22 protein-coding genes are annotated in these 25,537 nt (G+C 63.5%); 19 read left to right on the top strand and 3 right to left on the bottom strand.

All coding sequences use genetic code 11. The annotated features are described in order from the left end of the window. The first annotated feature begins 273 nt into the window (after window positions 1–273). Window positions 274–696 carry an OsmC family protein gene (locus JI745_RS10350; RefSeq protein WP_201805936.1) on the top strand — a complete coding sequence of 141 codons (423 nt, stop codon included), beginning with the start codon at window positions 274–276 and terminating at the stop codon, window positions 694–696. 3 nt (window positions 697–699) lie between these two features. On the opposite strand, the gene coq7 is transcribed toward JI745_RS10350, so the two are convergent. Further along, entirely contained in the window at window positions 700–1,353 is a 654-nt protein-coding gene (gene coq7 / locus JI745_RS10345; protein WP_201805934.1) for a 2-polyprenyl-3-methyl-6-methoxy-1,4-benzoquinone monooxygenase, read from the bottom strand. Between the two features lie 255 nt (window positions 1,354–1,608). On the opposite strand from coq7, the gene JI745_RS10340 reads away from it, so the two are divergent. From JI745_RS10340 to JI745_RS10315, 6 genes are all read left to right on the top strand, one after another. Then, window positions 1,609–2,652 carry a porin gene (locus JI745_RS10340; RefSeq protein WP_201805931.1) on the top strand — a complete coding sequence of 348 codons (1,044 nt, stop codon included), beginning with the start codon at window positions 1,609–1,611 and terminating at the stop codon, window positions 2,650–2,652. A gap of 94 nt (window positions 2,653–2,746) precedes the next feature. Continuing rightward, entirely contained in the window at window positions 2,747–3,736 is a 990-nt protein-coding gene (locus JI745_RS10335) for an ABC transporter permease (RefSeq protein ID WP_201805929.1), read from the top strand. A 44-nt stretch (window positions 3,737–3,780) separates the two neighbouring features. Next, window positions 3,781–5,340, top strand: a complete 1,560-nt coding sequence (locus JI745_RS10330) for an ABC transporter substrate-binding protein (RefSeq protein WP_404932846.1) — start codon at window positions 3,781–3,783, stop codon at window positions 5,338–5,340. Further along, entirely contained in the window at window positions 5,337–6,251 is a 915-nt protein-coding gene (locus tag JI745_RS10325) for an ABC transporter permease (protein WP_310738564.1), read from the top strand. Before JI745_RS10330 ends, JI745_RS10325 begins: the two co-directional genes overlap by 4 nt. A gap of 3 nt (window positions 6,252–6,254) precedes the next feature. Further along, a complete protein-coding gene (locus tag JI745_RS10320) occupies window positions 6,255–7,235 on the top strand; it encodes an ABC transporter ATP-binding protein (RefSeq protein WP_201805927.1) in 981 nt (326 codons plus the stop codon). Next, on the top strand, window positions 7,232–8,224 hold the full coding sequence (locus JI745_RS10315) for an ABC transporter ATP-binding protein (protein ID WP_201805926.1): 993 nt from the start codon (window positions 7,232–7,234) through the stop codon (window positions 8,222–8,224). Before JI745_RS10320 ends, JI745_RS10315 begins: the two co-directional genes overlap by 4 nt. Before the next feature lie 3 nt (window positions 8,225–8,227). On the opposite strand, the gene JI745_RS10310 is transcribed toward JI745_RS10315, so the two are convergent. Then, the gene (locus tag JI745_RS10310) at window positions 8,228–8,398 is read right to left on the bottom strand and encodes an LPS translocon maturation chaperone LptM (RefSeq protein ID WP_201805924.1); all 171 of its coding nucleotides are present in this window, start codon (window positions 8,396–8,398) and stop codon (window positions 8,228–8,230) included. Between the two features lie 16 nt (window positions 8,399–8,414). On the opposite strand from JI745_RS10310, the gene cyaY reads away from it, so the two are divergent. Continuing rightward, window positions 8,415–8,777, top strand: coding sequence for an iron donor protein CyaY (cyaY, locus tag JI745_RS10305; protein WP_201805922.1), 363 nt, complete (start codon window positions 8,415–8,417; stop codon window positions 8,775–8,777). Between the two features lie 22 nt (window positions 8,778–8,799). Here cyaY and JI745_RS10300 read toward each other — a convergent pair whose 3' ends face one another. Then, entirely contained in the window at window positions 8,800–11,163 is a 2,364-nt protein-coding gene (locus JI745_RS10300) for a penicillin-binding protein 1A (RefSeq protein WP_201805920.1), read from the bottom strand. A 280-nt stretch (window positions 11,164–11,443) separates the two neighbouring features. Between JI745_RS10300 and JI745_RS10295 the strand changes: the two genes are divergently transcribed. From JI745_RS10295 to JI745_RS10245, 11 genes are all read left to right on the top strand, one after another. Beyond that, a complete protein-coding gene (locus JI745_RS10295) occupies window positions 11,444–12,508 on the top strand; it encodes a pilus assembly protein PilM (RefSeq protein ID WP_201812472.1) in 1,065 nt (354 codons plus the stop codon). Then, the gene (locus JI745_RS10290) at window positions 12,505–13,146 is read left to right on the top strand and encodes a PilN domain-containing protein (protein WP_201805918.1); all 642 of its coding nucleotides are present in this window, start codon (window positions 12,505–12,507) and stop codon (window positions 13,144–13,146) included. Before JI745_RS10295 ends, JI745_RS10290 begins: the two co-directional genes overlap by 4 nt. Before the next feature lie 13 nt (window positions 13,147–13,159). Next, a complete protein-coding gene (locus JI745_RS10285) occupies window positions 13,160–13,864 on the top strand; it encodes a type 4a pilus biogenesis protein PilO (RefSeq protein ID WP_201805916.1) in 705 nt (234 codons plus the stop codon). Further along, window positions 13,861–14,409, top strand: coding sequence for a pilus assembly protein PilP (locus tag JI745_RS10280; protein ID WP_201805914.1), 549 nt, complete (start codon window positions 13,861–13,863; stop codon window positions 14,407–14,409). The genes JI745_RS10285 and JI745_RS10280 overlap by 4 nt, the downstream gene beginning before the upstream one ends. Further along, window positions 14,406–16,562: a type IV pilus secretin PilQ gene (pilQ, locus tag JI745_RS10275; RefSeq protein ID WP_236674956.1), complete on the top strand. Its 2,157-nt coding sequence runs from the start codon at window positions 14,406–14,408 to the stop codon at window positions 16,560–16,562. The genes JI745_RS10280 and pilQ overlap by 4 nt, the downstream gene beginning before the upstream one ends. Before the next feature lie 67 nt (window positions 16,563–16,629). Then, entirely contained in the window at window positions 16,630–17,070 is a 441-nt protein-coding gene (locus JI745_RS10270; protein ID WP_201805912.1) for a hypothetical protein, read from the top strand. Between the two features lie 21 nt (window positions 17,071–17,091). Next, complete coding sequence (locus JI745_RS10265; protein WP_201805911.1) at window positions 17,092–17,682, top strand: shikimate kinase; 591 nt, start codon at window positions 17,092–17,094, stop codon at window positions 17,680–17,682. A gap of 23 nt (window positions 17,683–17,705) precedes the next feature. Further along, a complete protein-coding gene (aroB, locus tag JI745_RS10260) occupies window positions 17,706–18,800 on the top strand; it encodes a 3-dehydroquinate synthase (RefSeq protein WP_201805910.1) in 1,095 nt (364 codons plus the stop codon). A 21-nt stretch (window positions 18,801–18,821) separates the two neighbouring features. After that, window positions 18,822–19,958, top strand: coding sequence for a deoxyguanosinetriphosphate triphosphohydrolase (locus JI745_RS10255; protein ID WP_201805909.1), 1,137 nt, complete (start codon window positions 18,822–18,824; stop codon window positions 19,956–19,958). Window positions 19,959–19,962: 4 nt separating this feature from the next. Next, on the top strand, window positions 19,963–20,619 hold the full coding sequence (locus JI745_RS10250; protein ID WP_201805908.1) for a transposase: 657 nt from the start codon (window positions 19,963–19,965) through the stop codon (window positions 20,617–20,619). A 132-nt stretch (window positions 20,620–20,751) separates the two neighbouring features. Beyond that, window positions 20,752–25,509 carry a glutamate synthase-related protein gene (locus JI745_RS10245; protein ID WP_201805906.1) on the top strand — a complete coding sequence of 1,586 codons (4,758 nt, stop codon included), beginning with the start codon at window positions 20,752–20,754 and terminating at the stop codon, window positions 25,507–25,509. Window positions 25,510–25,537 lie beyond the last annotated feature (28 nt).

The raw sequence follows: 25,537 nt of genomic DNA, 5'->3' as shown, positions 1-25,537 counted from the left end.
AGGGAAACGAAAGGGCGCCGGATCATAAGGCAGGCCCCCGGGGCCGCCTCAGGCAGAAAAAAGCCCAAGGCATTGCTGCCTTGGGCTGAATCCACCAATGGAGGAGGTGGAGGAGACAAACGGTGATGTGCGTCTTGAGAGACAGGATCCACATCGATGGCCGCGAGTGTACCCTTGTGCATGTTGCGCCGCAATAAATTTTGCCCACCCGAACGGGTGAGGGCCGGGGCCGCACAATTTGCTTTTTGGCGTTGGGAACGAGCAGGAATCAGCATGGAATGCACGATCAATTGGGTGGCCTCGGGTGGCATGACGTTCATGGCCGAAACCGGCAGCGGCCACGTGCTCACGATGGACGGCGCGCCCGAAGGCGGAGGGCGCAACCTGGCGCCACGACCGATGGAGACCGTGCTGGCCGGCACAGGGGCGTGCGCTGCCTATGACGTCGTGTTGATCCTCAAGCGCGGTCGACATGACGTGCGCGGTTGCCAGGCCAAACTCACGTCGGAGCGCGCACAGACCGACCCCAAGGTCTTCACCCGCATCAACATGCATTTCGTGATTTCCGGCAAGGGCTTGCCGGAAGCGGCGGTGCAACGGGCCATCCACATGTCGCATGAGAAGTACTGCTCGGCGAGCGCCATGCTGGCCAAGACGGCCGAGATCACGACCAGTTTCGAGATCGTGGAAGTCTGAAGCTCAGACGTAGTGCGCAGTCGTCGTCATCACTTTGGCGGCGGCTCGCATCGCCCAGCGTACCGGTGCGGGCAATTCCGCTGCGCCCGCCTGCTGGGCTTGAGCACCGTGCTGCGCTTCATCGATCTTCATCTGCTCGACGATGGCACGCGACGCGCTGTCGGAAGCCGGAAGGCGATCGAGGTGAGACGCAAGATGCTGCTCGACCTGCGCTTCCGTTTCGACCACGAAGCCGAGGCTCGTGCCATCACCAATACGGCCGGCCACGAGACCGATGCCGAACGCCCCTGCGTACCAGAGGGGATTGAGGAGGCTGGGGCGCGCATTCAGGTCACGCAGACGCTGTTGCGTCCATGCCAGGTGATCGGTTTCCTCGCGCGCAGCATGGCGAAACTTCTCTCGCAAGGCGGGATTGCGCGTGGCCACGAGTTGAGCGTTGTACAGCGCTTGTGCGCAGATTTCACCCACATGGTTGACACGCATGAGGGACGCGGACAGGCGCGACTCTTCTGTACTTAGCGGCTCAGGGTTTTCCTTGTGTGCGGGCGTGGGACGTGCTGCGGTGTGTGCGCCAGAAAGGGTCCGCAATGCGTTATCTGCGGCGTTGATCCAATCGTCGATCACGGAGGTGGTTCGAGCCGTGGGTGCGCGTGTCATGACCCCGAGATTACCCTAGGCGGCGCAGCGCTTTTTGAGTGCCTTTTTGATCTGGATTCATGGGTGATTCCATGGTGCGCGGAGGCTCTTTTTTCTCGTTGTGCGCCGACAACATTTGCCGTCGTTATGCGTTTCCCACGCTTTGCATCGCATGGGCCCTCTGGTGGAATACGCCAACTTCCGCTGAGGAGTTCGGCCCGGTGCACCCATTGGGGAGAGACCGGGACCTCTTGTTCAACTTAGGAGATAGTCGCAATGAAAAAATCTCTGCTCGCTCTCGCAGTGCTGGGCGCATTTGCTGGCGCCGCGTCGGCACAGTCGTCGGTCACCATCTATGGTGTGCTCGACCAGGCCGTGTCGAAGGGCAATGGCGGTACGGCGGTCAACACCGGCGCCAACGGCACTTCCAAGGCTTGGCAGCTTCGCCAGTCGACCACCTCGCGCCTTGGTTTCCGCGGCAACGAGGATCTTGGCGGCGGCCTGTCGGCTCAATTCCTGATCGAACATCGCTTCCGTCCTGACACCGGTGAGGCAGCGACCTCCAGCACGAACCCCTTCTGGGAAGGTGGCTCGTACGTCCAGCTTACCCACGCTGCTGCGGGTAGCGTGTACCTCGGCCGCTGGTACACCCCGGCCTTCTGGGTGTCGCTCAAGTCTGACCCGTTCGGTTGGGATGGTGTGGGCCAGATGGGCTCGCGTTCGTGGGCTGGCTTCCTGACCCCTGGCCCGACGGGCGCTGGCGTTCGTTCGTCGAACACCGTGGGTTACAAGACCCCGAACTGGGGCGGTTTCACCGCCAACCTGGCCACCGGCCTGGGCGAGGGCTCGGCAACTGTGGGCCGCGACGATGGCCTGAACGTTGAATTCACGAGCGGTCCGATTTACTTCGGCGTCGGCTACGAAAAGATCAACGGTGGTCCTTTGCCCGCTGCTGGCGGCAATGGTGACGGCTCGTCCTTGATCAACGCCGCGTTCCACTGGAACTTCGGCGTGGTGAAGCCCATGCTGTACGTGGCTCGTTCGAAGAACGGCCTGAACAACAACGACAGCAACACCTGGCTGCAGTTCGGTCTGACCGCTCCCATTGGCCCCGGCACTCTTAAGTTCGCCGTGGCCCGCCTGAGCCCTGAAGACAACCGCGACGAGACCAAGGTCGGCATTGGCTACGACTACTACCTGAGCAAGCGTACCAACCTGTACGCTGACTTCGGTCAGGCGAAGAAGGACGGCGCTGCCGCTCCTGGTGTTGGCTTCACCAACAACCGCGCCTTCGCTCTCGGCGTGCGTCACCGCTTCTGATCTCGTCTGAGATCTGGCACTCAAGGCCACCTTCGGGTGGCCTTTTTGTTGGCTTTGCGAATTTGCGGCCATCTCGTTGTACAAACCTGCCGAGATGCTTGTCTTCATCGTCCGCCGTCTAGTGCAAGCGATTGCCGTCATGCTCGCCGTGGCGTTCATCGCATTCATGTTGTTCCAGTACGTGGGCGACCCGGTTACTCACCTCCTGGGCCAAGATGCGACGCCCGCGCAGCGTGAACAACTTCGCTCAGACCTGGGGCTCGACAAGCCTTTCCCGGTGCAGTTCGTACGCTTCGTCGGCAATGCGGTGCAGGGAGAGTTCGGCCTCAGCCTGAGGCAAGGGCAGAAGGTGTCGCGCCTGCTGGCCGAGCGCTTCCCGGCCACGCTGGAGCTGGCGCTCGTGGCCGCAGTGATGGCCTTGCTGCTGGGCATTCCGATGGGTGTCTACGCGGCCTTGCGACGTGGCACGGTGATGTCGCAGATGCTGATGACCGTGTCCTTGCTCGGTGTGTCGCTGCCGACCTTTCTCATCGGCATCCTGCTGATCCTGATCTTCGCCGTGCAACTCCAGTGGCTGCCGAGCTTTGGCCGTGGCGATGTCACGCAGCTTGGCGCGTGGGCCACCGGTCTGGCCAGCGTGGATGGGTGGAAGCACTTGATCCTTCCAGCTACGACCCTCGCGATCTTCCAGCTCACCCTCATCATGCGATTGGTGCGTGCCGAGATGCTGGAGGTGCTGCGCACCGATTTCATCCGCTTCGCGCGGGCCCGAGGTTTGCCCGACCACCTGGTGTATTTCGGCCATGCCCTCAAGAACACGCTGGTGCCGGTCATCACGATCACCGGCCTTCAACTGGGCTCGCTGATTGCTTTCTCGATCATCACCGAGCAAGTGTTCCAATGGCCCGGCATGGGCCTGCTCTTCATTCAGGCGGTGGCGTTTGCCGACGTCCCGGTGATGGCGGCCTACCTGTGTCTCATTGCGCTGGTGTTCGTCACCATCAACCTGGTGGTGGACTTGTTGTACTTCGCGGTCGATCCGCGCCTGCGCGCCGATGCTTCGGGCGTGGCGCGTTCCATCTGAGTGCTACCGGAGGACAGACGATGAAGCGGAATCACCATGTCTCGATGATCCTGAGCGTGCTGCTGATGGCGGGCTCGACGCAAGCCGTGACGCTGCGGGTGGCCAACCAGGGCGATGCGCAGTCGATGGACCCGCATTCGCTGAACGAGTCGCTGCAGCTCACGTTCACCAACAACATCTACGAGCCGCTCGTCGCACGCGACAAGAAGCTCGGCCTCTCGCCGGGCCTCGCGACCCGATGGTCACAGCCCAAGCCCACCGTCTGGCGATTCGAGCTGCGGCGTGGTGTGAACTTCCACGACGGCACGCCCTTCACCGCCGACGACGTGGTGTTCTCCTTCAACCGCGCAGCCGGTGCCGGCTCCGACATGCAGGGCTACACCAACACCTTCAAGGAAGTCCGCAAGATCGACGCGCACACCGTGGAGGTGGAGACGCTCACGCCGTTCCCCATCTTGCCGGACGTCCTCACCAACGTCTTCGTGATGAGCAAGAAATGGTGCGAGGACAACAAGGCACAAGCCCCCGTCGACCGTCGCAAGGGCATCGAGAACGCTGCGAGCTTCAAGGCCAATGGCACCGGGCCCTTCCGCCTCAAGGAGCGCCAGCCGGGCTCGCGCACGGTGCTCGTGCGCAACGGCACCTACTGGGACAAGGTTGACACCAACGTCACCGAAGTGATCTTCACGCCGATCGGCAACGCCGCCACGCGCGTGGCCGCGCTGCTCTCGGGCGAGGTCGACGTGATGGAGCCGGTGCCACTGCAAGACGTGGAGCGCATCAAGGCCTCGCCCAAGCTCAAGGTGATGCAAGGTCCCGAGCTGCGCACGATCTTCCTCGGCATGGACCAGAAGCGCGACGAGTTGCTCTTCTCCAACGTGAAGGGCAAGAACCCCTTCAAGGACAAGCGCGTGCGCCAGGCCTTCTACCAGGCCATCGACATCGAGACGATCAAGAGCCGGGTGATGCGCGGCGCGGCGCTGCCCACGGCCTTGATGGTGGGCCCGGGCATCCGCGGCTTCTCGGCCGAGCAGAACAAGCGATTGCCCTACGACGTCGAGGCCGCGAAAAAGCTTCTGGCCGAGGCCGGCTACCCAAGCGGTTTCGAGGTGGCGCTCAACTGCCCCAACGACCGCTACGTCAACGACGCCGACATCTGCCAGGCGGTGGCGGCCAATCTTGCGCGCATCGGTGTGAAGGTGAACCTGCAGACCGAAACCAAGGTCACCTACTTCCCCAAGATCCTGCGTCGCGACACGAGCTTCTACCTGCTGGGCTGGACCCCGAGCACCTACGACTCGCATAACGCGCTGTCGGCCCTGATGGCTTCGCCCACTGAGAAAGGGCAGGGCCAGTTCAACCTCGGTGCCTACAGCAACGCGAAGGTCGATGAGCTCACGCTCAAGATCCAGAGCGAGACCGATCAGGCCAAGCGCAACGCGATGATCAAGGAAGCCTTCGAGGCGCACGCGGCCGACATCGGTCACCTTCCGCTTCATCAGCAGGCGCTGGCCTGGGCGATGAAGCGCAACATCGAGCTGGTGCAGCTGGCTGACAACTACATGCCTTACAAGTATGTGGTCGTGAACGAGAAGGCGAAGTGAGCGGCACGGCAACAGCCCGTTTCTTCGACAGCGACGTCTGGCACAGCTTCAAGCGCTCGCCGTCGGCGATGGTGTCGGCGGCGATCGCTTTCGTGTGCCTGTTCTGTGCAGCGTTTGCGGGCCTGGTCGCGCCGCACAACCCGATGGACCTGGCGAGCCTGGAGCTCGCCGATGCCCTGTTGCCGCCCGCCTGGCTGGCCGACGGCAAGCCGCGCTACCTGCTCGGCACCGACGCCCAGGGCCGCGACATCCTGTCGGCCCTGATGTACGGCACTCGCATCTCGCTGATGGTGGGCGTGGCGTCGGTGCTGGTGTCGGTGCTCATCGGCGTGACGCTCGGGCTCATCGCCGGATACGTCGGCGGCAGGATCGATGCGGCGATCATGCGGGTGTGCGACGTGATGCTGTCCTTCCCCGCCATCCTGGTGGCACTGCTGGTGGACGGTGTCGGCCGGGCGCTCTTTCCGGCGGCTCACGACAGCCTGGCCTTCGCGGTGCTCATCGTGGCCATCTCGCTGACCGGCTGGGTGCAATACGCGCGCACGGTGCGCGGGTCGACGCTGGTCGAGCGCAACAAGGAATACGTGCAGGCCGCCCGTGTGATCGGTGTACCGCCATTGCGGCTGATGCGGCGGCACGTGCTGCCCAACGTGCTGGGGCCGGTGACGGTGCTGGCTACCATCCAGGTGGCCTCGGCGATCCTCATCGAAGCGACGCTGTCTTTCCTGGGTGTCGGCATGCCCGTGACCTCGCCCTCGCTCGGCACCTTGATCCGCGTCGGCAACGACTTCCTGATGTCGGGCGAGTGGTGGATCACCATCTTCCCCGGGGCGGCGCTGGTGCTGATCGCCTTGAGCATCAACCTGCTGGGCGACTGGTTGCGCGATGCCCTCAACCCTCGCCTGCGCTGACGCATGAGCACATTGCCATTGCTCGAAGTCGACCGGCTGCGCGTGGAGTTCCCGTCGCGGCGCGGCACGCTGGTGGCGCTGGACGAGGTGTCGTTCAGCATCGCACCGGGCGAGGTGCTGGGGGTCGTGGGTGAGTCCGGCGCGGGCAAGTCACTCACGGGCGCGGCCATCATCGGGCTCATCGAGCCGCCAGGACGCATTGCCGGCGGTGAAATCCGCTTCAACGGTCGCCGCATCGACAACCTGCCGCACGAAGAGATGCGCAAGCTGCGCGGTCGCCACATCGGCGCCATCTTCCAGGACCCGCTCACCTCGCTGAACCCGCTCTACACCGTCGGGCGCCAGCTCACCGAAACGATCCGCGTGCACCTTCCGGTGAGCGAGGCGCAGGCGCGCGAGCGTGCGATCTCGCTGCTGCGCGAGACGGGCATTCCGGCGCCCGAGCAGCGATTCAATCACTACCCGCATCAGTTCTCAGGCGGCATGCGCCAGCGCGTGGTCATTGCGCTCGCATTGGCCGCCGAGCCGCGGCTGGTGGTGGCTGACGAGCCGACGACCGCGCTCGATGTGTCGGTGCAGGCCCAGGTGATCGCCTTGCTCAAGCGTGTGTGCAAGGAGCATGGGGCCGCGGTGATGCTCATCACCCATGACATGGGCGTGATCGCCGAGACCTGCGACCGGGTGGCGGTGATGTATGCCGGCCGCGTGGCCGAGCTCGGGCCGGTGCAATCGGTCATCCATGCGCCGGCGCATCCGTACACCGTCGGCCTCATGGGGGCGATTCCTGCCATCACCCACGACCGCGAGCGCCTGGTGCAGATCGACAGCGCCATGCCGCGCCTCGATGCGATTCCCACCGGTTGCGCCTTTCACACGCGTTGCCCTCGCGTGATGCCGCGCTGCCACGTGGAGCGGCCAGGCCTGATGCCAGCCGACACGTCACAGGCGGCGTGCTGGCTCCATGACCGGAGCGCCACGGGATGAGCGCGCTGGTCGAAGCCAGGTCGCTGAGCAAGCGGTTCGACGTCTCGCCGCCGTGGCTCAACCGGGTGATCGAGCGCCGACCGCGCCAGTGGGTGCATGCGGTCGACGAGGTGAGTTTTGCGATCGAGCGCGGCCGCACGCTGGCGCTGGTGGGTGAGTCGGGCTGTGGCAAGAGCACGGTCGCGCGCCTCCTGGTGGGTTTGCACCGACCCACGGACGGCAGCGTGGCCTTCGATGGCGCCGACATCGCGACGGTGCTCGCTGGGCGGGACGCCTTGTCGCTGCGGCGTCGCATGCAGATGATCTTCCAGGACCCTTACGCCAGCCTCAACCCGCGATGGAGGGTGCGCGAGATCGTGGCCGAGGCGCTGACCGAGCATCGCCTCGTGGCCGGTGCCAGCGAACTCGACGGCCGGGTGGGCGAACTGCTCGGCTCGGTGGGCTTGGTCGCTGCCGACATGCACAAGTACCCGCATCAGTTTTCAGGCGGCCAGCGTCAGCGTGTCTCGATCGCACGGGCGCTGGCCACGCAGCCTGAATTCCTGGTGTGCGACGAGCCGACGTCGGCGCTCGATGTCTCGGTGCAGGCGCAGGTGCTCAATCTCATGAAGGACCTGCAACAGCGCCATGGCCTCACGTACCTCTTCATCTCGCACAACCTCGCGGTGGTCCGGCACGTGAGCGACAGCGTGGGGGTGATGTACCTCGGCCGCCTGGTCGAAGTCGCCGAGAAATCGAAGATCTTCGGCATGCCGCGTCACCCCTATACCCGCATGTTGATCGACGCGATCCCGGACATCGGAATGACCGGCCGCGCGCGAACGCCGGTGCAGGGCGAGGTGCCCAACCCATTGGCTCCGCCGACAGGGTGCTCGTTCCACCCCCGGTGCCCGCACGCGAACGAGCGGTGTCGTGTGGAGCGCCCCGTCCTCACCACGATCGACGGCGCCCGCGTGGCCTGCCACGCGGTGCAAGAAGGGCGCCTGTAAAGCTCAGCGGGGTGCGGATGCCGCAGGTGCGCTGGCGGCTGCGGCCGCCGGCGGCTTGGGCAGCGTGAGCGGGCCTTTCTGCCCGCACGCCGACAGCAGCAGCAAGGCCACCAAAGGGCCTACTGCATTCGTTCCGAATGCCCGCGCCGCTAAACTGACTCGCCTGGCTGCCATGCAATGACTCCTGATCATGACCGTTGAACTCGTTCCCACGCCGCTCACCGATGCACAGTTCCATGCACTGGCAGGCGAGGTGTTGTCGTCGATCGAGGCCACGGTCGATGCGTGGCTGCAGGACGACGTGGTCGACATCGACACGCATCGTACCGGTGGCTTGCTCGAGCTGAGCCTGCCCAACGGCAGCAAGCTCATCATCAACACCCAGCCGCCGCTGCATGAACTGTGGCTGGCTGCACGCTCCGGCGGCTACCACTTCAAGCATGTGAACGGCCGATGGCTGGACACGCGCGAAGGCCACGAGTTCTTCGCATTGCTATCGACGTGTGCCAGCGAGCAGACCGGCGTCGCGCTCACGTTCAAGCCGACGGCCTGAAGCGTCCGCTCCGCGCGCTGGCTCAGCGCTTGAAGAGGTCGAGGATGCTTTTCTTCTCTTCCTCGGTGGGCGCGGTCGGCAGCTTGTCGTCCAGGCCCAGGCTGCTCACGCCCTTGCCGTGGGTGAATTCGTCGTAGTACCACTCACCGCCAAGATTGACCACGCCTTCCGGCGCCGAGGCTTCCGCCACCGGCACGCCCTTGAGGGCCTGGCCCATGTAGTCGATCCACACCGGGAGCGACAGGCCACCACCGGTTTCGCGGTCGCCTAGCTTCCGCGGCGTGTCGTAGCCGATCCAGACCACCGCGACCACGTTGCGCTGGTAGCCCGCAAACCAGGCGTCCATCGAGTCGTTGGTCGTGCCGGTCTTGCCGTAGATGTCAGCGCGCTTCAGCGTGCCCTGCGCGCGCGCGGCGGTGCCGGCGCGGGTCACTTCCTGCAGCAGGCTCGTCATCACGAACGCGTTGCGAGCGTCGATCGCACGCGTGCTGTCGTCTAGCGCCTGCGGCTTGGCCTCGTTCAGCGTGCGGCCCTTGTTGTCGGTGATCTTGCTGATCAGGTAGGGGTTGAGCCGGTAGCCGCCGTTGGCGAACACCGCATACGCAGACGCCATCTGAAGCGGCGTCACCGAACCGGCGCCGAGCGCCATCGTGAGGTAGGCAGGGTGCTTCTCGGCTTCGAAGCCGAAGCGGGTCACCCATTCCTGTGCATAGGCGGGCGTCACGGATTGCAGAATGCGGATCGAAACCATGTTCTTCGACTTGGCGAGGCCACGCCGCATGGACATGGGGCCGTCGAAGGTGCCGTCGTAGTTCTTCGGCTCCCATGGCTGGCTGCCGGTGGTCACGGCGTCGAAGAAAAGTGGGGCGTCGTTGATGACCGTGGCGGGCGTGAAGCCCTTTTCCAGCGCCGCCGAGTAGATGAAGGGCTTGAAGCTCGAACCAGGCTGCCGCCACGCCTGGATCACGTGGTTGAACTTGTTCTTCGCATAGTCGAAGCCGCCGACCATGGCACGCACCGAGCCTGTGCGAGGGTCCAATGAGACGAAGGCACCTTCCACTTCCGGCAACTGGGTGACCGACCAATCGCCCTTCGGGCCCTTGATCAGGCGGATCACGGCACCCCGGCGGATCTGCGTCTTTGGGTTTCCCTTCTCGGCCAGCCCAGAGGTGACGGGCTTCAAGCCGTCTCCGGTGACGGTGATGGTCTCTCCGTTCTGCAACACGGCGACCACCTTGCGCGGGCTGGCTTCCAGGGCCACGCCGGCGCGCAGTTCGTCGTTGTCGGGGTGGTCGTCGAGCGCTTCGGCGACGCGTGCGTCGATGTCCTTGGCATTGCCCGGCAGGTTGATGTAGGCCTCGGGGCCTCGGTAGACCTGACGACGCTCATAGTCGAGGATCCCTTTGCGCAGCGCCCGGTAGGCCGCAACCTGCTCGGCGGCATTGATCGTCAGGTAGACGTTCAGGCCGCGCGTGTAGGCCTCTTCGCCGTACTGGCTGAAGATCATCTGCCGGGCGGCCTCGGCCACGTACTCGGCGTGCACCGCGACCTCTGCCGGCGCCCGATAGCGCAGCGTCTGCGCGCGTGCGGCTTCGTGCTGCTCGGGCGTGATGAAGCCGTTGTCCAGCATGCGGTCGATGATGTACTGCTGGCGTACGGTGGCCCGCTTCGGGTTGTTGATCGGGTTGTAGGCGGAAGGCGCCTTGGGCAGCCCTGCGAGCATCGCCGCTTCGGCGATGGTGACATCCTTGAGCGGTTTGCCGAAGTAGATCTCGCTGGCAGCCGCAAACCCGTAGGCACGCTGTCCGAGGAAGATCTGGTTCATGTAGACCTCGAGGATCTGCTCCTTGGTGAGCATGCTCTCGATCTTCAGCGCCAACAGCACCTCATAGATCTTGCGGGTGAAGGTCTTCTCGGTCGACAGGTAGAAGTTGCGGGCGACCTGCATCGTGATGGTCGACGCGCCTTGGCTGCGGGATTCTGCGAACTGGGCGACGGCCGCCCGCAGCACACCCTTGTAGTCCACCCCGCTGTGCTGGTAGAAGCGTGCGTCCTCAATGGCCAGCACAGCCTGCTGCATCACCTTGGGAACCTGGGCGATGGGGGTGAAGTTGCGCCGCTCCTCGCCGAACTCGCCCAGCAGCACGCCATCCGATGTGTACACCCGCATCGGCAGCTTGGGGCGGTAGTCCACCAGTCCGCTGATTTCTGGCAAGTTGGGATACGCCACCGCGAGAGCCAAGCCCGCCAGCATCAGCCCCATCAGGGCGAGAGCGGCGAGCCCCCCAACCGACCAGGCGGCCGCCTTGGCCAACCACTGCGCCCACGGCGGCAATGACGCGAAACGGCGCGGCGGGCTGGCGTCTTGTCGATCGGTTTCGCTCATGGAACTCCAACGAAGTGGGGGCTGATTATAGGAATCGACCCCCTGCCGACCGGAGGTGTGAACTGCTTCTCGAATAAGCGACAAAACGCGCTCAGGGTTGACCCGAAGTTGCCGTTTTTTGGCAGCGTTTTGCGTCAGAGTTTCGCAACGAGGCGAGGTTGTGAAAATTGGAAATTTCTTTGTTGTACAAAGACTTTACTGCTAGCATTGAAGTAACTTCTTAACAATCCAGCGCCCATTTTTGAGCGCGTTGGGAGAGGGTCTCGTGAGCTTCCTAGACATGTTGTTGGGCCGCAAGCATCCACCGATGATCGGCTTGGACATCAGCTCGTCCAGCGTCAAGCTGGTCGAGTTGGGGCAGAGCGCGTCTGGTGAGTACATACTCGAGCGCTTCGCTGCCGAGCCCTTCGAAAAGGGCTGGATTGCCGATGGTCAGATCGAGAAATTTGACGAGGTCGCGGAAGCTGTGCGCCGTGTTGTCACCAAGAGTGGCACCAAGACGCGGCAAGTGATCATGGCCATGCCTCAGTCGGCGGTGATCACCAAGAAGATCATGTTGCCGGCGGGCCTTCGTGAAGAAGAGCTCGAACTGCAGGTCGAGTCCGAGGCGAACCAATACATTCCTTTCTCGCTGGACGAAGTCAGCCTTGACTTCTCTGTGATCGGTCCGAGCCCGACCTCCGTCGGTGATGTCGAAGTGCTGATCGCGGCATCTCGCAAGGATCGCGTGCAAGACCGGCAAGGCCTCGCCGAGGCGGCGGGCCTGAAGCCCGTGGTGCTTGACATCGAGTCCCACGCGTCGCGGCTCGCGATGAGTCGCCTCATCGAAGCTCTGCCGAATGAAGGCAAGGACGCGCTGGTGGCGCTGTTCGAGATCGGCGCCGACACGACAAGCCTCAAGGTGCTGCGTGACGATGAGATGCTCTACGACCGCGATCAGGCTTTCGGTGGTGCGCAGTTGACGCAACTCATCTCGCGCCAGTACGGTTTTTCTTTCGAAGAGGCAGAGCAGAAGAAGCTGGCCGCCGACCTGCCTGAAGACTACGAGACGTCCATCCTCGCGCCGTTCGTCGACAGCCTGTCGCAAGAGATCGGTCGTGCGCTGCAGTACTTCTTCACCAGCACCCCGCACCACAAGGTCCATTACGTGATGCTGGCTGGCGGCACCGCGACCTTGCCGGGCCTGAAGGACCGTGTCACCGAACTCACCGGGTTCGCGTCGATGGTGGTGAACCCCTTCGACAACATGAAGCTTGGGTCAGCTGTGCGTGAAAGCAAGCTGCGCCGCGAAGCGCCGTCCTACCTGACGGCCTGCGGCTTGGCGATGCGGAGGTTCCTGCAGTGATCTTGATCAACCTGCTCCCGCATCGGGAAGAAAAACGCAAGCGTCGCAAGGCGGCCTTCTTTGTTGGATTGGGCTTGGCTGCCGCGTCGGGCTTGGTCGTCGTTGGTTTGTGGTACTTGGTGCTGCAGCAGATGACCGTCGGCCAACAGGAGCGCAACCAGTTCCTCACGACCAAGATCAAGGAACTCGAAATCCAGATCAAGGACATCGCCAACCTTCGCTCCGAGATCGAGGCGCTCAAGGCGCGGCAGAAGGCGGTGGAAGACCTGCAGATCGACCGCAACGTGCCGGTGCATGTGCTCAACGAGTTGGTCAAGCAGACGCCGGAAGGCATCTACTACCGGACCATCAAGCAAGACGGGCAGGTGCTCAGTCTTGCGGGCGTGGCGCAAACAAACGAGCGCGTCTCGGAGCTGCTGCGCAACACCGGCAACAACTCGGAATGGCTGATGCGCCCGGAGCTGGTCGAGATCAAGGCGGCAACTGTCCAGGCGGCTGCCGGGCGGGAGCAGAAGCGTCTCTATGACTTCGCCATGCGGATCAGCATCAAGCGGCCCCAGGATGCTGCCGCTGCCGCGTCAGGCGTCGCGTCCCAGCCTGCTGCCGGTGCTGCAGTCGTGAAGCCGCCGAAACCCTGAGGCCAGACACGTCATGGCAACACAAGGCAAATCTCTCAACGTCGACCTGAACTCGGTTTTCGGGGCAGCTGCGTCTCAGTTCCGCGGCCTCAATCCCAACGAGCCAGGCCAGTGGCCGATGCTGCCCAAGGTGGCCGTCTGGATTGCATTGGCAATCTTCATGGTGGTACTTGGATGGTTCTTGCTCCTGTCCACTGCGGCGGAGGAACTGGAAACTGAGCGCGGCAAGGAACCAGTGCTCAAGCAAGACTACCGGGGCAAGCTAGCTCAGGCAGTGAATCTCGAAGAGTTGCGTAAGCAGAAGCTCCAGGTCGAGGAATACGTGACCCAGCTGGAGAAGCAGCTTCCTGGCAAAGCCGAGATGGATGCATTGCTGTCCGACATCAACCAAGCTGGTCTTGGCCGCGGTCTGCAATTCGAGCTCTTCCGTCCTGGTCAGGTTGTCGTGAAGGACTATTACGCCGAGTTGCCGATTTCAGTGCGCGTCTCTGGCCGCTATCACGACATCGGCAATTTCGCGGCTGACGTCGCGAACCTGTCTCGCATCGTGACTCTTCACGGCTTGAGCATCGCTGCCGGGAAAGACGCGTCGGGCAAGGAGGCGACCGGCTTGTTGGCCATGGAAGCCACGGCCCGAACCTATCGCTATTTGGACAGCAACGAGATTGCTGAACAGCGCGCCGCTGCGGCCAAAGCTAAGGCGGGGGCCAAGAAATGAGCACCATATTCGTTCGCTTGGTTCGCACGGTGCTGGTGATGCTGCCCGCATCAGCCGTCCTGGTGGGGTGCACGGCGTCGCAGGACGAGCTCCAGCAGTGGATCGAGCAGCAGCGCCGTGAAGTGAAGCCCAACGTGCCTCCCTTGTCCGCGCCCAAGAAGTTCATTCCGCAGCCTTACCTCGCCGGCAACGCCGTTGAGCCGTTCAGCGCCCAGAAGTTGACAGTCGCCATCAAACAGGAAGCGCGTCAATCCAACTCCCTGCTTGCTGCTGAAATCAATCGGCGCAAGGAGCCTCTGGAAGCGTATCCCGTCGACAGCATGAGCATGGTAGGAAGCGTCACCAAGCAAGGCCGACCGTATGCCCTGCTGAAAGTCGACAACCTGCTTTACCAGGTCAAGGCGGGCGACTACCTCGGGCAGAACTACGGAAAGATCACCAAGATCACCGAAACCGACATCTCGTTCCGCGAGATCGTTCAAGACGCAGCAGGCGAATGGATCGAGCGCACCAGCTCCCTTCAACTTCAGGAGAAGGCGCGATGAAGAACATGCAGGAGATACAGATCATGGGGAAATTGCGGGCTGGACTCTATGCGCTCGCGTTGTTCTTCGGCGCTTCGGCGGCTACTCACGCGCAGAACGCGATCCAGTCGATCAACAGCGCTCAACAAGCCGGCTCCGAGATCGTGCGGATCGAGTTGTCGGAACCCTTGACCGCCGTGCCGTCGGGCTTCACGGTGCAAACGCCGCCTCGGATCGCGCTTGATCTGCCCAACGTGGGCAATGCGCTCGGGCGTTCCAACATTGAGATCAACCAAGGCAATCTGCGCTCTGTGAACGTGGCGCAGGCCGGCGATCGGACGCGGCTGGTGCTCAACCTGAAGCAGGCGGCCAACTATCGCGCGCAGTTGCAAGGCAAGGTGCTGCTGGTCGTCATGGAAAGCACGGCCGCGCCCGCCGCATCCGGCTCTCCGACGAGCAGCGAACCGGTGCACTTCGCGGAAAGCCAGAACCAGTCCCAGTTGGCGCTGAAAGGCGTTGACTTCCGCCGCGGCCAGGACGGTTCTGGCCGAGTGGTGGTGGATCTGCCGAACAATCAGGTTGGCGTCGACATCCGCCAGCAAGGTCAGAGCCTTGTCGTGGAATTTCTGCGATCCAGCCTGCCCGAGAGCCTACGCAAGCGTCTGGACGTCACAGATTTCGGGACGCCGGTTCAATCCATCTCTGCCTTCCAGTCGGGGGATCGTGTCCGCATGGTGGTGGAGCCCCGCGGAGCCTGGGAGCACAGCGCCTATCAGACCGACAACCAGTTCGTTCTTGAAGTCCGGCAGCAGAAGATCGACCCGAACAAGCTCGTGCAAGGCCCTGGCTACGCCGGCGAGAAGCTGTCGCTCAACTTCCAGAACATCGAGGTGCGGGCGTTGCTCCAGGTCATTGCCGACTTCACCAATTTCAACGTCGTGACCAGCGATACGGTGACGGGCAGCGTGACCTTGCGTTTGAAGGATGTCCCTTGGGATCAGGCTCTCGACATCATCCTGCAGGCCAAGGGTTTGGGCTTGCGGAAATCAGGCAATGTGATCCTCATTGCGCCGAAGGATGAACTGGCTGCCAAGGAAAAGGTGGAGCTCGAAGCCAAGGCGCAAATCGCGAGCCTGGAACCGTTGCGTACCCAGTCGTTCCAGCTGAACTACACGAAGGCTGAAGACGTCGCCAAGGGTCTGGCAGGTCAAAGCGGCGGGGGTGGGGGTTCCACGTCGCGCATTTTGTCGACGCGAGGCAGCGTCATCGCGGAGTCACGGACCAATCAGCTCTTCATCACCGACATCCCATCGAAGCTTGAAGAGATTCAAGCCATGATCGCGAAGATCGATATTCCTGTTCGTCAGGTGCTCATCGAAGCGCGCATCGTGGAAGCCGGCGATACATTCGGTCGCTCGTTGGGTGTGAAGCTCGGTTCAACCGATTTGCGTGGTCTGCGCGGTGGTGTCCCTGGTTATGGCACGCCCGAGTTGAGCGTTGGTGTGGGTGGCAACATGAACGCCATTGGCCTGCAAACCGGTCAGGTTTCAGGAACAACGATTCCTTTCAACGATACGCAGTTCATCAACCTTCCGGCGAACGGCCAGAACAACTACAGCGCGGCAACGTTTGCGGTGTCGCTTTTCAGTGCGGCTGCCAACAGGTTCCTCAACCTCGAGATTTCAGCTCTGGAGGCGGACGGTAAAGGTAAGGTTGTTTCGAGCCCTCGAGTCATCACCGCTGACCAAGTTAAGGCGCTGATCGAGCAGGGTGAGGAACTTCCGTACCAGGCAGCTACCTCCAGTGGCGCCACGTCATTGCAATTCCGGAAGGCCAATCTGAAGCTGGAAGTGACGCCGCAAATCACGCCCGAAGGTAACGTGATCCTTGATGTGGACGTCAACAAGGACAGCGTGGGTCGCAATACCGCTGCAGGCTTTGCTATCGACACCAAACACGTGCGTACTCAGATCCTGGTTGAAAACGGGGGCACCGTCGTGATCGGCGGTATCTTCACGCAGAGCGAGCGCGATGACGTGACCAAAGTTCCGCTGCTGGGTGACATCCCTCTGTTGGGTAACTTGTTCAAGACAAAGACGCGCACGACTTCCAAGACTGAACTGCTGGTATTCCTGACTCCCAAGGTGATCACAGATCGGACAGCTGCGCGCTGATCCGATATCAGTTACAGCAAAAGTCCGCGCATTGGGACGTTGAAACTCGAATACAGGTGGCACACATATGAAGGCGAAGACAAAGAAGCTCGTAATGATTCCGCTGGCCGGTTTGCTGCTGCTGTCCGCTTGCGGCGGTAGCGGTGATGACACGGCGGGGCAAGTGGGTTCAACGTTTCAAGTGAGTCCGGATGAGGCCTCTATTGCCAGCGGCGATGCGGATTGCCCCGGCGCGCTCGCTCCCCTTACCTATGCAAAGGTCGCTGACGTTACTGTCATCGGGGGAACGGCTCCCTATCGGGTTCTAAGCCCGCACCATCAGGCCCTTACGTTTGGCCCGCCGGGTGCGACTGCGCCGACACATATTGGTGAGTACGTTGTCGCCAACCGCAACCAGCAATTTTCGGTTTTTGCGCTGGGGTGTCTGGAATTACAGGTCACCGTGATGGATGACCTGAAACGCGTCGCTATCGTGACCGTCACTGCTGCCTCGGGATCGGGCAACTAGCCAATCGCAGCTCTCCTAGCGATGAATGGAAACGCCGGCATCACAGCGCTGGCGCTTGTCGGCATGCCCGGAGGCGGGAAGTCCACTGTCGGGCGGCAGCTTGCCAAGCGTCTAAGTTGGAGCTTCGCCGACTCCGATGCGCTCATCGAGAAGCGCATCGGCACTTCCATTCGAAGTTTCTTCGAACGCGAGGGTGAGAAGGCTTTCCGCGAGCTTGAATCGTCAGTCGTCGACGAGTTGACGTTGACCACGCGACTGGTCATTGCGACGGGTGGTGGGGCGGTTCTCAAGCCGGAAAATCAACAGCGGCTGAACACCCGCTGTCGTGTCATCTATCTTCACTCTTCACCCGAAGAGCTCTATCGACGCCTGCGCCACGACAGTTCTCGACCGCTGCTGCAGGTGGCCGACCCTCTGGCGAAACTGCGAGAGCTTTACCAACAGCGAGACCCTCTTTATCGCCGGCTCGCCCACTTCACCGTGGAAACCGGGCGCCCTTCGGTGGCTGCCTTGGTGAACACTGTCCTGATGCAGCTGGAGCTCGCAGGTGAGATCGACCCGACCCTGACCCCATCGCCTGTGGACCCGTCGCCAGGCGCGCCAGAGCGCTGATACGGCGCCGCTACACTGCTCGCATGGGTGCAACAAAGATCGAACATATCGGTATCGAGCTTGCCGACCGAAGCTACGACATCATCATCGGTACGGGCTTGTTGGACGCTCCCTCTTGGTTGAGCGATCTCCCCGTCGCGGCGACGGCAGCCGTGGTTACCAATCCGACCGTGTCCAAGCTGTATTCAGAGCGGGTGCTCAGTCAGCTGCGATCGAAGTACAAGAATGTTCTGACGGTCGAATTGCCGGATGGGGAAGCCCACAAGGACTGGACATCGCTCAATCTGATCTTCGACGCATTGTTGGGCGCCGGCTGTGACCGCAAGACCCTGATCTTCGCGCTTGGTGGCGGTGTGGTGGGAGACATGGCCGGCTTCGCCGCCGCTTGCTACATGCGTGGGGTGCCGTTCGTGCAGATCCCCACCACCTTGCTTGCTCAGGTCGACTCGTCGGTAGGCGGCAAGACCGCCATCAACCATCCCCTGGGCAAGAACATGATCGGCGCGTTCTATCAACCGCTGCGCGTGATCGCCGATCTCGACTCGCTCGACACCTTGCCCGAGCGCGAGTTGTCCGCCGGCCTGGCCGAGGTCATCAAGTACGGGCCGATTGCCGACGATGCATTCCTCAACTGGATCGACATCAACCTCGACGCACTTCTCGCACGAGACAAACCCGCTCTGGCCCACGCAGTGAAGCGGTCGTGCGAGATCAAGGCCTGGGTGGTCGGCCAGGACGAGCGCGAATCCGGCCTAAGGGCCATCCTCAATTTCGGCCACACCTTCGGCCATGCGATCGAAGCGGGCCTGGGTTACGGTGAGTGGTTGCACGGTGAGGCGGTGGGTTGCGGCATGGTGATGGCCATCGACCTGTCGCACAGGCTGGGCCTTGTCGACGCCGCTTACGCTGGCCGCCTGACGCGCCTGATCGAGCGCGCGCGCCTGCCGATTCGCGGGCCGGCGCTGGGAGCGGACCGCTACCTCGAGCTGATGCGCGTCGACAAGAAATCCGAAGGGGGCGAGATCCGCTTCGTCGTCATCGAGGCCCCTGGCCGTGCCGCGATGCGGCCGGCGCCTGAGGCGCTGGTGCGCGAGGTGATCGCCGCCCACACGGGCTGACCTTCGGCGCGTCTGCTGCGCATGCTCAAGCCTTACGCGTGCGACCCTGCGCTTTCGCGTGGCCGGCGCTACCCGGAGCCTCCGGCGCCCACGCGCAGCGACTACCAGCGCGACCGCGACCGCATCGTGCACAGCACGGCGTTTCGTCGCCTGGTCTACAAGACCCAAGTGTTCCTCAACCACGAGGGCGATCTTTTCCGAACCCGGCTGACCCACTCACTCGAGGTCGCGCAGCTCGGCCGTTCGATCGCACGCACCTTGGGGCTGAACGAGGATCTCGTCGAAACGATCGCATTGGCACACGACCTCGGCCACACGCCGTTCGGCCATGCCGGGCAGGATGCCTTGGACGATTGCCTGCGCGACGCCGATCCCGCGAGCGGCGGGTTCGAGCACAACCTGCAGAGCCTGCGCGTCGTCGATGCCTTGGAGGAACGCTATCCCGACTTCGACGGCCTCAACCTGACCTTCGAGACCCGCGAAGGCATCCTCAAGCATTGCTCGCTTCGACATGCGAAGGCCCTGGTGGCTTTGGAGCCCGACGGCGTTGCGCGTCGCTTCGTCGACCGCACCCAGCCCAGCCTGGAGGCGCAGCTGTGCAACATCGCCGACGAGATCGCCTACAACGCGCACGACGTGGACGACGGGGTGCGCTCCGGGTTGATCGACATGGAGCAGCTGGACGAGGTGCCTCTCTTCGCGCGCTTTCGCCGCGAGGCACTGCAGGAGCACCCGCAGCTCACCGGTCGCCGTCTGTTGTTCGAGGCCATCCGGCGCATGCTGTCGGCCCAGGTGTACGACGTGCTCGAAGCCACGTCGCAGACGCTTGCCGCTGCCGCCCCAGGCAGTGTCGACGAAGTGCGGCGATCATCGGCCCCGCTGGTGTCGTTCAGCGAGGGGATGGCTCTCGACAGCCAGGCATTGAAGCGCTTCCTGCGGGTCAACCTGTACCGACACCCAAATGTCGTCGCCACGACCGACAGCGCCAAGCAGGTCATCCGCGACCTGTTCGGTGCGTATCGCGCCGACCCGGCTGAAGCGAGGCCCGGACGCTTCGATCCCACGCCACGCGGCATCGCCGACTACATCGCCGGCATGACCGACCGCTACGCCCTGAAGGAACACGAGCGCCTCACCGGCCGCCGCCTGTTCGAATGAGGCCATGGCTCGGCTGACGCGCCTGTGCATTCCCCGCTGGCCGCACTTGCTCGTGCAGCGTGGCCACGACCGACGGGCTGTGTTCCTCGATGACGTTGACCGTGAGCTGTACCAGGCGCTTCTACGAGAAGCGGCTCTCCAGCACGGCGTTCAGGTCCATGCCTATGCGCTCCTGGACGATGAGGTGCGCCTCTTGGTCACTCCCTCGGCGGCGGACAGCCTGAGCAAGCTGGTCCAGGCGATCGGGCGGCGTTACGTCACCCGCTTCAACCGCAGGCACGGGCGTTCCGGAGGACTCTGGGAGGGGCGCTTCCGGGCCACCGTGCTGGAACCGGAACAACACTTGCTTTCTTGCATGTTGTTCGTTGAAAGCGCGGGTGCCTGGTCGAGCGCAGCCCACCACCTTGGGGCGAAGGTCGATCCCCTCGTGACAGAGCCGGCCCAATACTGGGCGCTTGGCAACACGCCCTTCGAGCGCGAAGCCGTCTATCGTCAGGCTTATCAGCAGGCACTCACTGAGCGGCAGATGCAGGAAATCGTGGTGGCGTTGAATGCAGCGTGGCCACTCGGGGGGGCGGAGTTCCGCCAAGCGCTTGAGGGCGTCACGACACGGCGACTGGCGCCTCGACCTCGAGGGCGACCTCGAAAAACAGTCGGTTGATCTGGCCCTATTTATGACCATCAAGTCTGCGATGAGTGATTAATTGGGGCCAGACCCCGTTTAATTTCATTGAATCCTGTGGTGCGCCGCAGTATTCTCGGCACATCCCCCGTTTCCTAGATGGAGTGCGCCATGAACCAGGCCGCCATGGGTGTCCCCACCCCTGCAGAACTTCAAGACAGCGCCGAGCACGGCCTGTACAACCCGGCCAACGAGCATGACGCCTGCGGTGTCGGCTTCGTCGCCCACATCAAGGGCCAGAAGGCCCACCACATCGTCGAGCAGGGCCTGAAGATCCTCGAGAACCTCGACCATCGCGGCGCCGTTGGTGCCGACAAGCTGATGGGCGACGGCGCCGGCATCCTGATCCAGATCCCCGACGAGTTCTACCGTGCCGAGATGGCCGCCAAGGGCGTCGAGCTGCCGCCGCCCGGCGAATACGGCGTGGGCATGATCTTCCTGCCCAAGGAACACGCCTCGCGCCTCGCCTGCGAGCAGGCGGTGGAGCGCGCCATCAAGGTCGAAGGCCAGGTGCTGCTCGGCTGGCGCGACGTGCCGGTCGACACCGAGATGCCGATGTCGCCCACCGTGCGCCAGAAGGAGCCGATCATCCGCCAAGTCTTCATCGGACGTGGCCCCGACGTGATCGTGCCCGACGCACTCGAGCGCAAGCTGTACGTGATCCGCAAGACGGCTTCGAGCGCCATCCAGCGCCTGAAGCTCACGCACAGCCACGAGTACTACGTGCCCAGCATGAGCTGCCGCACCATCATCTACAAGGGCCTGCTGCTGGCCGACCAGGTCGGCAAGTACTACAAGGACCTGCAGGACCCGCGCGTCACCTCCGCGCTCGCGCTCGTGCACCAGCGCTTCTCGACCAACACCTTCCCCGAGTGGCCGCTCGCGCACCCGTATCGCATGGTTGCCCACAACGGCGAGATCAACACGGTCAAGGGCAACTTCAACTGGATGCGGGCCCGCGAAGGCGTGATGAAGTCCCCGGTGCTGGGTGACGACCTGCAGAAGCTCTACCCGATCAGCTTCGAAGGCCAGTCCGACACTGCCACCTTCGACAACGCGCTGGAGCTGCTCACGATGAGCGGCTATTCGCTCGCGCACGCCGCGATGATGATGATCCCCGAGGCGTGGGAGCAGCACACCACGATGGACGAGCGCCGCCGTGCGTTCTACGAGTACCACGCCGCGATGCTGGAGCCGTGGGACGGCCCGGCCTCGATGGTCTTCACCGACGGCCGCCAGATCGGCGCCACGCTCGACCGCAACGGCCTGCGCCCCTCGCGCTACATCGTGACCGACGACGACCTCGTCGTCATGGCCTCGGAATCCGGCGTGCTGCCCATGATCCCCGAGAACAAGATCGTCAAGAAGTGGCGCCTGCAGCCGGGCAAGATGTTCCTGATCGACTTCGAGCAGGGCCGCATCATCGAAGACGAGGAGCTGAAGAACCAGTTCGCGCTGGCCAAGCCCTATCGCCAGTGGATCGAGAACGTGCGCGTGCGCCTCGACTCGATCGAAGCCATCGGCACCGCCTCCGAATTCAGCGAATCGCTGCTCGACCGTCAGCAGGCCTTCGGCTACACGCAGGAAGACCTCAAGTTCCTGATGAGCCCGATGGCGCAAGCCGGCGAAGAAGGCACCGGCTCGATGGGCAACGACTCGCCGCTCGCGGTGCTGTCGGACAAGAACAAGCCGCTCTACAACTACTTCAAGCAGCTGTTCGCGCAAGTCACAAACCCGCCGATCGACCCGATCCGCGAAGCGGTGGTGATGTCGCTCGTGTCCTTCATCGGCCCCAAGCCCAACCTGCTCGACATCAACGCGGTCAACCCGCCGATGCGGCTCGAGGTCTCGCAGCCGGTGCTCGACTTCGCCGACATGGCCCGCCTGCGCGAGATCGAGAAGACCACCAACGGCAAGTTCAAGAGCTACGAGCTCAACATCACCTACCCGCTGGCCTGGGGTGACGAGGGCGTGGAAGCCAAGCTCGCGTCGCTGTGCGCCGAGAGCGTGGACGCGATCAAGAGCGGCCACAACATCCTCATCATCAGCGACCGCCGCATGGACCGCCATAACGTGGCGATCCCGGCGCTGCTGGCGCTCTCGGCCGTGCACCAACACCTGGTGCGCGAAGGCCTGCGCACGACTGCCGGCCTCGTGGTCGAGACCGGTTCGGCGCGCGAGGTGCACCACTTCGCCGTGCTCGCGGGCTACGGCGCCGAAGCCGTGCACCCCTACCTCGCGATGGAGACGCTTACCTCCCTCCACAAGGAACTGCCGGGCGACCTGTCAGCCGACAAGGCCATCTACAACTACGTGAAGGCGATCGGCAAGGGTCTCTCGAAGATCATGTCGAAGATGGGCGTGTCGACCTACATGTCGTACTGCGGTGCGCAGCTCTTCGAGGCCATCGGCCTGGAGAAGAGCCTGATCGACAAGTACTTCCGCGGCACCGCCAGCCAGGTGGGCGGCATCGACGTGTTCGACGTGGCCGAGGAAGGCATCCGCATGCACAAGGCCGCCTTCGGCGACGACCCGGTGCTCGCCGGCATGTTGGACGCCGGTGGCGAATACGCCTGGCGCACCCGCGGCGAAGAGCACATGTGGACGCCGGACGCGATCGCCAAGCTGCAGCACAGCACGCGCGCCAACCGCTACGACACCTACAAGGAATACGCCCAGATCATCAACGACCAGTCGCGCCGCCACATGACCCTGCGCGGCCTGTTCGAGTTCAAGATCGACCAGAGCAAGGCCATCCCGCTCGACGAGGTGGAGCCCGCGGCCGAGATCGTCAAGCGTTTCGCCACCGGCGCGATGTCGCTCGGCTCGATCTCGACCGAAGCGCACGCCACGCTCGCGGTCGCGATGAACCGCATCGGCGGCAAGAGCAACACCGGTGAAGGCGGCGAAGATCCGGCGCGTTACCGCAACGAGCTCAAGGGCATCAAGATCACCGACGGCACCAAGCTGTCCGACGTGGTGGGTGCGAAGGTCGTTGAGGCCGACTACGAACTGAAGGCCGGCGACTCGCTGCGCTCGAAGATCAAGCAGGTGGCGTCCGGCCGCTTCGGTGTCACCACCGAGTACCTCGCGTCGGCCGACCAGATCCAGATCAAGATGGCCCAGGGCGCGAAGCCGGGCGAGGGCGGTCAGCTGCCGGGCGGCAAGGTGTCCGAGTACATCGGCTTCCTGCGCTACTCGGTGCCGGGCGTGGGCCTCATCAGCCCGCCGCCGCACCACGACATCTACTCGATCGAAGACCTGGCGCAGCTCATCCACGACCTGAAGAACGCCAACTCACGCGCCGACATCAGCGTGAAGCTCGTCTCCGAAGTCGGCGTGGGCACCATCGCCACCGGCGTGGCCAAGGCCAAGGCCGACCACATCGTGATCGCCGGCCATGACGGTGGCACGGGCGCCTCGCCCTGGTCGTCGATCAAGCATGCCGGCACGCCGTGGGAGCTGGGCCTCGCCGAGACGCAGCAGACCCTGGTACTGAACCGCCTGCGCGGCCGTGTGCGCGTGCAGGCCGACGGCCAGATGAAGACTGGTCGCGACGTCGTGATCGGTGCGCTGCTGGGGGCTGACGAGTTCGGCTTCGCCACCGCACCGCTGGTGGTCGAGGGCTGCATCATGATGCGCAAGTGCCACCTCAACACCTGCCCGGTGGGCGTGGCCACGCAGGACCCGGTGCTGCGCGCCAAGTTCCAGGGTCGCCCCGAGCACGTGGTGAACTATTTCTTCTTCGTTGCCGAAGAAGCGCGCCAGATCATGGCGCAGTTGGGCATCCGCAAGTTCGACGATCTCATCGGCCGTGCCGACCTGCTCGACACCAAGAAGGGCATCTCGCACTGGAAGGCCAAGGGTCTGGACTTCAGCCGCGTCTTCCACCTGCCGGCCGCGCCTGTCGAAGTGGCACGCCGTCACGTCGAGTCGCAGGATCACGGCCTGGCCCGCGCGCTTGACGTCAAGCTGATCGAGAAGTGCAAGCCCGCCATCGAGCGTGGCGAGAAGGTGCAGATCATCGAGCAGACGCGCAACGTCAACCGCACCGTCGGCGCCATGCTGTCGGGCGAGCTCGTGCGCCATCATCCGGAAGGCCTGCCTGACGAGACGGTGTTCATCCAGACCGAAGGCACCGGCGGGCAGAGCTTCGGCGCCTTCCTGGCCAAGGGCATCACGCTGTACCTGATCGGCGACGCGAACGACTACACCGGCAAGGGCTTGTCGGGTGGCCGCGTGGTCGTGCGCCCGAGCATTGACTTCCGTGGCGACGCGGCACGCAACATCATCGTCGGCAATACCGTGCTCTACGGTGCGACGAGCGGTGAAGCGTTCTTCCGTGGCGTGGGCGGCGAGCGCTTTGCGGTGCGCCTGTCGGGCGCGACGGCGGTCGTCGAAGGCACCGGTGACCACGGCTGTGAATACATGACCGGTGGCACCGTGGCCGTGCTCGGCAAGACGGGGCGCAACTTCGCGGCCGGCATGAGCGGCGGCGTGGCGTACGTGTACGACGAAGACGGCCAGTTCGCCACGCGCTGCAACACCTCGATGGTGTCGCTCGAGAAGGTGGTGCCGTCGGCCGAACAGGAAGCAGCCTCAGACAAGTCGGTGTGGCACCGCGGCGAGACCGACGAAGCCATCCTCAAGAAGCTGCTCAACGACCACCACCGCTGGACTGGCAGCCTGCGTGCGCGCGAGATCCTCGACCACTGGGCCGAGGCACGTGCCAAGTTCGTGAAGGTCTTCCCGAACGAATACAAGCGCGCGCTGGGCGAGATGAGCGCGGCCAAGGAGGCCGGCGACACCATCGCCCGTGCCAAGGCGAGCGAGAGCAAGTCCGGCGGCAAGAGCCGCGCGAAGGCTTGAGGCGTCAGTAGCAATTCGAACGAGACAC

Source organism: Piscinibacter sp. HJYY11, assembly GCF_016735515.1.
In the GTDB taxonomy this organism is placed as follows: domain Bacteria; phylum Pseudomonadota; class Gammaproteobacteria; order Burkholderiales; family Burkholderiaceae_C; genus Rhizobacter.
Note: the sequence above shows the minus strand (reverse complement) of the source record. Positions and strands in the feature narration are given on the sequence as shown.